The 6,490-nt window shown below is 60.6% G+C and carries 4 protein-coding genes and 1 tRNA gene; 2 read left to right on the forward strand and 3 right to left on the reverse strand.

Going from position 1 to position 6,490, the window contains the following annotated elements; all coding sequences use genetic code 11:
- Positions 1-868, reverse strand: an 868-nt coding sequence (locus EOD07_RS17585) for an aminotransferase class I/II-fold pyridoxal phosphate-dependent enzyme (protein WP_127236369.1), incomplete at its 3' end; no start/stop codon positions are given.
- A 136-nt stretch (positions 869-1,004) separates the two neighbouring features.
- Here EOD07_RS17585 and EOD07_RS17590 point away from each other — a divergent pair.
- Both EOD07_RS17590 and EOD07_RS17595 read left to right on the forward strand, forming a co-directional pair.
- Positions 1,005-2,687 carry a sulfotransferase gene (locus EOD07_RS17590; protein ID WP_127236370.1) on the forward strand — a complete coding sequence of 561 codons (1,683 nt, stop codon included), beginning with the start codon at positions 1,005-1,007 and terminating at the stop codon, positions 2,685-2,687.
- A gap of 65 nt (positions 2,688-2,752) precedes the next feature.
- Positions 2,753-4,432, forward strand: coding sequence for a tetratricopeptide repeat-containing sulfotransferase family protein (locus EOD07_RS17595; protein ID WP_127236371.1), 1,680 nt, complete (start codon positions 2,753-2,755; stop codon positions 4,430-4,432).
- A gap of 224 nt (positions 4,433-4,656) precedes the next feature.
- Here EOD07_RS17595 and EOD07_RS17600 read toward each other — a convergent pair whose 3' ends face one another.
- Positions 4,657-5,844 (reverse strand): porin, encoded by a 1,188-nt coding sequence (locus tag EOD07_RS17600; RefSeq protein WP_127236372.1) that lies wholly within the window; start codon positions 5,842-5,844, stop codon positions 4,657-4,659.
- Positions 5,845-6,230: 386 nt separating this feature from the next.
- Positions 6,231-6,321 (reverse strand) — tRNA-Ser (locus tag EOD07_RS17605).
- Positions 6,322-6,490: the final 169 nt, after the last annotated feature.

The following is a 6,490-nucleotide window of genomic DNA, read 5'->3' on the forward strand; positions in this document are numbered from 1 at the left end:
TGGCTGAAATGCGCTCGCGGCCTGCCGCCACCCGCGCCACCACCGAGTGCAGGTAGTCCTGGTCGGCAAGCGCCTCGAGGCCGGCGATCTGCGCCATGCGGCTGACGCCGTAATGGTTGCGGATCTTCTCGAAGTCGCGGATCACCTCTGCTTCCGCCACGGCGTAGCCGCAGCGTATGCCGGCCAGTCCGTAAGCCTTGGAGAAGGTGCGCATGCGGATGACGTTCGGCCGCGCGACATCGATCGCCGGTAGCGCCGAGGCCGGTCCCAGCTCGCCATAGGCCTCGTCGAGCACCAGCATGGTGGTTTCCGGCAGTGCTTCGATGAAGCGGACGACATCCGGCGCCTCCCACCAGCTTCCCATCGGATTGTCTGGGTTGGAGAGATAGACGAGTGGCGCCTTTTCGCTCGCGACCTTGGCAAGAAGACCGTCGAGGTCCTCCTTGTCGTTGGCATAGGAGACCGTCACCAGGCGGCCGCCGACGCCGGCGATATGGAAGTTGAAGGTGGGATAGGCGCCGAGCGAGGTGACGACGGCCTCGCCTGGAGCGACATACATGCGCGCCACCAGGCCAAGCAGGCCGTCGATTCCTTCGCCCACCACCACGTTTTCGACGGCCACGCCGTGATGGGCCGCGGCCGCCACCTTCAGCTCGTAATTGTCGGGATCGCAATACATCCACTGATCGCGGGCGACGCTCTCCATCCGGGCGATGACGCGCGGCGAGGGGCCGAAACTGCTTTCATTGGCGCCGATGCGGGCGCGGAACGGCCGCCCGCGCTCGCGCTCCTGCGCCTCAGGGCCCACGAACGGCACCGTGGTGGGAAGCGCACCGATGATCGGCGTGAGGAAGGGGCGCTGGCGCATGGCAAAAGCTCGCGTATGACGGAGCGTTCTTGCTAGCGTGATCCCCCGACCGGCGCAAGCTGGGGTAGGAACCCGCCGGCGAGGCATGGTTTCGCGCGGGCTGGATTCCGGCGGCTTCTTTTGCTAGCGAAACGCCATGAACAACCGTCTGCCACCCGCCTGGGCCAAGCATATCAAGTCCGGTCCGGTATCCAAGCCGTCCGCTCCGGCGCTCAGGCCCGGCTTGCCGCAAGCCAATCCCTCGAAACCGGATACGCGCGCGCAGTCCGACGACCTGCTGCTGAAGCAGGCTTATGACCATCAGCAAGCCAAGCGCCCGAAGCAGGCTCAGGATCTGTGCCTGCAGGTTCTGGCACGCACGCCGAACCACCCGCGCGCGCTCTACATCATGGGAACCGTATGCTTGGGCCATGACGACGAGTTGGCGTTACAATATCTCGCTCGCGCCGTCGCAGAGGAGCCGCGGAACGCCTACTATCACCTCAGCATGGGCGAGGCCTATGTAAAGGTAGGCGAACATTCGCCGGCGATCGAGCATATGCGATACGCCCTGGAACTGCAGCCTGATCTTGTCGTGGCTCTCTGTGCCTTGGGGAGCACCTACGTGGAATCCGATAAGCCAGATCTGGCTTTGCCGATTTACGAGAAAGCGCTGAAAATCGCCCCCGATCATCCCGAGATCAGGGTTGGGCTGGCCAATGCCCTCAGCAGCGTGGGCCGTATGGATGAGGCCGCCGCCTGTCTGAAACAGGCAATAGAGCGGCGCATCGACCTGCCGGGCGCCTATTACCATCTTGTACAGACGCGGAAGTTCACTAACGAGCCTCCGGAGCTCCACTCCATTCTTCGTGAACTTGGCAATGCGAAACTCGGACCGGATGGCGCTCGGCTGCTCCACCATGCCGCCGGCAAGGTGCTGAATGATCTCAAACGCTATGATGAAGCGTTCGATCATTTCCGGAAGGGGAAACGGGCCTCTCAGCCATTCGACATCGACCGGTATCGTCGGTGGGTCGACGCGCTGATCGAGGTCTTCACACCAGGGCTGTTTGCCGCCGCCGGGCACAGCTTTGGCAATCCCTCCGAAGTCCCGGTTTTCGTGGTTGGCATGCCCCGCTCCGGGACGACGCTGACGGAACAGATCCTGGCCAGCCATCCCGATGTCTATGGCGCTGGAGAGCTTGCCAAATTGGGACGGGTCGCGAATGCCATCGGCCTCAAACCCTCATTGGCCGGAAAGTTGAACGGCATTGTCGATTCGATCACGCCGGAACTGTCGAAAACGCTCGCCACGGAGCATTTATCTTATCTCGCGAAACGGTCGGCCACGGCGCTGCGCATCGTCGACAAGATGCCGCACAATTTTGAGCTGATCGGCCTTATTGGCCTGCTCTTTCCCAAGGCGCGCATCATTCACTGCCGTCGCGACGCCGTCGACAATTGTGTTTCCTGCTTCGTTCTGCCGTTCAATAGCTATCACAGCTACAGCAATGACCTGAGAACCCTCGGCCTCTACTATCGCGAATATGACCGCTTGATGCGCCACTGGAACGAGGTGCTTCCAGGCCGCATCTTCGAGAATCGCTATGAGACGCTCGTCGACGACCAGGAGGCACAGTCGCGCCGGCTGATCGACTGCATCGGCTTGCCGTGGGACGATGCCTGCCTTCGTTTTTTCGACAAGGAGGGTTCCGTGACCACACCGAGCCGTTGGCAGGTCCGGCAGCCGATCTACAAGACCTCTGTCAAGCGCTGGAAAAATTATGAAAACGAAATTCAGCCGCTGATCGAGGCGCTTGGCGACCTCGCGGACATTTGAACGGCAGGCTCGCAGCTCACCGAGCTTTGACTGGATTCCATCGGCAGTTGTTGCTAGCAGACAGGATGAGCAATCGTCTCCCGCCTGCCTGGTCAAAACACCTCAAATCCGGCGCTGCGCCGAAACCGAGATGGCCCCAGGCAAGCCCGCCACAGCCGGGTGCCCCAAAGACAAATTCGTTCGCACGCGCACAGGCCGATGACGCGTTGCTGAAGCAGGCCTATGAGCACCAACAAGCCAAACGGCTTGGTGAAGCACAGGATTTATGCCTTCAGGTGCTGGCGCGGACACCAAACCATCCGCTGGCCCTGTACATCATGGGCACGGTTTGTCTGGGCTATGACGACGAGGCGGCTCTGCGTTATTTCGCCCGTGCGGTCGCAGAGGACTCTGGAAATCCATACTATCATCTCAGCTTCGGCGAGACCTATGCGAAGCTGAGTGAATTCTCGGCTGCGATTAAATACATCCAGCATGCCTTGGAAATACAGCCCGGTCTTGTTGAGGCGCTGTGCGCCCTGGGGCGTGTTTATACCCAGTTCGACAAGCCCGACTTGGCATTGCCGCTCTATGAGAAGGCGCTGAAGATCAACCATGACCATCCCAAGGCGAGGACCGGAATGGCTGCTACGCTCACTGGCCTTGGGCGTATGGACGAAGCCGGTGCCTATCTCAGAGAAGCGATAGAACGCCGTATCGACGCACCGGCTGCTTACTACGAGCTCGTACAGACCCGGAAGTTTATCGAAGAGCCCCCGGAGCTCCAATCGATCTTTCGCGAACTCGACAGGCCGGGGCTCAACGCGGATGCGGTGCAGAGCCTTCACTACGCCGCCGGCAAAGTGCAGAACGACCTCAAGCGCTATGCGGAAGCCTTCGACCATTTCAACAAGGCGAAACAGGCCGCCGGCTATAAGTTCGACATCGATCAGTATCGTCGTTTCGTGGACTCGATGATTGAGATCTTCACGCCCGGCCTGTTCGCCGCCGCGTCCGGCCTTGGCAATCCTTCCGATCTCCCCGTGTTCGTGGTCGGCATGCCCCGTTCCGGAACGACACTGACGGAACAGATCCTGGCCAGTCATCCCGGAGTTCACGGCGCGGGAGAACTTGCAAAGCTAAGGCGGGTGGCGAATGCAATCGACCTCAGATGGTCGGCTGAAGATTTGAGCAAGCCCGTCAATGCCCTTACACCGGAACTGACCAGGACGCTGGCCGAAGAGCACCTGTCCTACCTCAGGGAGCGGGCGCCGGCCGCGCTCCGAGTCGTCGACAAGGAACCGCACAATTTTGAACTGATAGGTCTTATCGCCCTTCTGTTCCCAGAGGCGCGCATCATTCACTGCCGCCGCGATGCCATCGACAATTGCGTGTCATGCTATGTCCTGCCCTTCAGCTCGTCACACAGCTACAATGCGGACCTGCGGACACTCGGCCTGTATTATCGGGAATATGACCGCCTGATGCGTCACTGGAACGAGGTTTTCCCAGGCCGTATCTTTGAAAATCGCTATGAGACGCTTGTCGAGGATCAAGAAGCACAGTCCCGCCGGCTCATCGATCATCTCGGCCTGCCTTGGGACGACGCATGCCTGCGCTTCTTCGATAGGGAAGGGGCGGTCACCACGCCCAGCCGCTGGCAGGTTCGTCAGCCGATCTACAAATCGTCGGTGAAGCGCTGGAAGAATTACGAAAGTGAGATCCAGCCTTTGATCGAGGCGTTGGGCGACCTCGCCGACGTTTGACTTCGATCACGGGGTGAGGCTGCTCAGGGGGCGCCGTCTCACTGGAATCCAAAAGCTTTCCACCGCCGCTGTGCCGTAATCAGGGCCGAACGGCGCCTTTGACATACTACTGATGCAACATCCGAACCGTGCAGCGGTTTTGGTATCTCGACACCCATCAAACAGAAAAGAAAAACCCAGCGGTTGCCCGCCGGGTTCTCCTGTCTCCCCAGCAGTATCTGGTCTTAGAAATCGCGCTGGAAGCGGACGATAGCGCCGACCGAGTTCTTCTTCTCGGACCCGGCCCAAACGTTGCCGCGGTCGAAAGCTTCCGAACCGACGTGCTGGTAGTCCACTTCGGGCGTGATCGTGAAGCCGGGAACCACGGTGTAGGCGATGTTGGCTGCGATGCCGTAATCCTTCCACTGATCACCCGACACCTGGAGGTTGAACGACGCCTTGTCGCTGAACTTGTAGGTGCCGCCGGCCCAGAAGCCCCAGTTGCCGCCCCACGGCTTGTAGAAGCCGCGACCGTTCGCATAGGCAGTGTTCGGGTTGGCGTTGAAGTCGTTAAGCTTTCCCTCGCTGGCATAGCCGAACATGCCGAAAATCGACAGCTCGTTGGTCACGTTCACATCCACGCGAACCTTGCCCGAGACGTATTCGTAGTTGCTGTCATAGGCGACGACGCCCACGACATCACCCCAGCCTTGCGTGTACTTCAAGCCGCCGACGATGTGCGGAACATAGCTGTCGATCGTGCCGACGCCATAACCGTAAGTAGCGCCTGGCGCCGCCTGGTCGGCGCCGCCGGAACCTTCTTCGAGAGAGGCCATCGCCGAGAAACCGTTGCCGGCGTCGAAATAGTACTGAACGACACCGGTCTTGAACCCGCCGTAAGGAACGATGGTGTCGTTGACGACGTTGCCGGCGTAGCCGACGAACGTATCGAAGGCCGATTCGTCCAAGCCGACCCGCAGGCCGCCAAGCTGAATCCAGGCAAAGTGCATATCGAAGCTGTTTCCGGCACTATTGTCCGGACCGTTGTCGAGCGGATGATTTTGGAAGTTCATGCGCGTTTCGGTGTAGGTCTTCAACGTGCCGAGCTCGGTTTCCTGGCCGGTCCAGGTCTTCAGCGTGAAGCGAGCGTCCTTGTACCAGGTGCCCTGGTTCTTGCCGTTGACGACGTCGTCGGCGCGTGCGCCGGTGAACGTGCCGACATCGCCGAAGCCGGCGTCATAGCGGACATAGCCGCCGATGCGCAGGCAGGTCTCGGTGCCCGGGATGTAGAAGTAGCCAGCGCCGTAGACGTCGCAGATCTTGACGTATTCGGCCGGTTCCGGCTCGGCGACGGTCACCGCGTCGGCGGCGCGAGCACCGGAAACTGCGACCAGAGCCGCAGCTGAGCCGAGAAGAAGGCTCTTGATGTTCATTTTCTGACCTCCAGTCAAAAGTTAAAAAACGGGTCTGGGTATTTTTTGCTGAAGGACAGCGTTCCCTGCCCCATCCCCACTACCGAAAAAGATGCGCACCGCGCCGCTCCTTCGAAGCTGACATTACCCATGAGCCGGCGCCGTTCAACCACGATCGTGTCGCCGCAAGGGCTGTCCGGGCGCTATCGCCGGGCGTTGTTGCACAAATGACACGATTTGGCCTCACTCAGAAAGCTCTCGTTAACCATCGAGGCCCTCGAGGCCGCTCAATCCGGGCGAATCCGGCAATGGGTCGGCCCAATTGCGGCGCGCCGGCGAGTCGGCCGCCAACCGGTTGCCGCAGAATCGCCTTGCGAGGGAGGTTTGTCGCGGGGCGCGGGGGAAGATGGCGGAGAGGATGGGATTCGAACCCACGAGAAGCTTTTGACCTCTACTCCCTTAGCAGGGGAGCGCCTTCGACCACTCGGCCACCTCTCCGTCGCGCCGCTGGATAAAGAAAAGCGTGGGCACAATCAACAAGCCGGCGCCATAATCGCCGAAAAATCCTTCGGCCGGCAGCTGCGACAGCGGGCACCATGCCTCCATGGCATCGGATCATGAGCGGCGAATCGGGACTTGCGCAGCCTTTTCGAGCCAGACCCGGGCG

This window comes from Mesorhizobium sp. M2C.T.Ca.TU.002.02.1.1 (assembly GCF_003997225.1).

Excerpts from the sequence above, each read along its gene's own strand:
- EOD07_RS17600 (WP_127236372.1), bottom strand. The coding sequence starts at position 5,844 with ATGAACATCAAGAGCCTTCTTCTCGGCTCAGCTGCGGCTCTGGTCGCA.
- EOD07_RS17595 (WP_127236371.1), top strand. The coding sequence starts at position 2,753 with ATGAGCAATCGTCTCCCGCCTGCCTGGTCAAAACACCTCAAATCCGGC.
- EOD07_RS17590 (WP_127236370.1), top strand. The coding sequence starts at position 1,005 with ATGAACAACCGTCTGCCACCCGCCTGGGCCAAGCATATCAAGTCCGGT.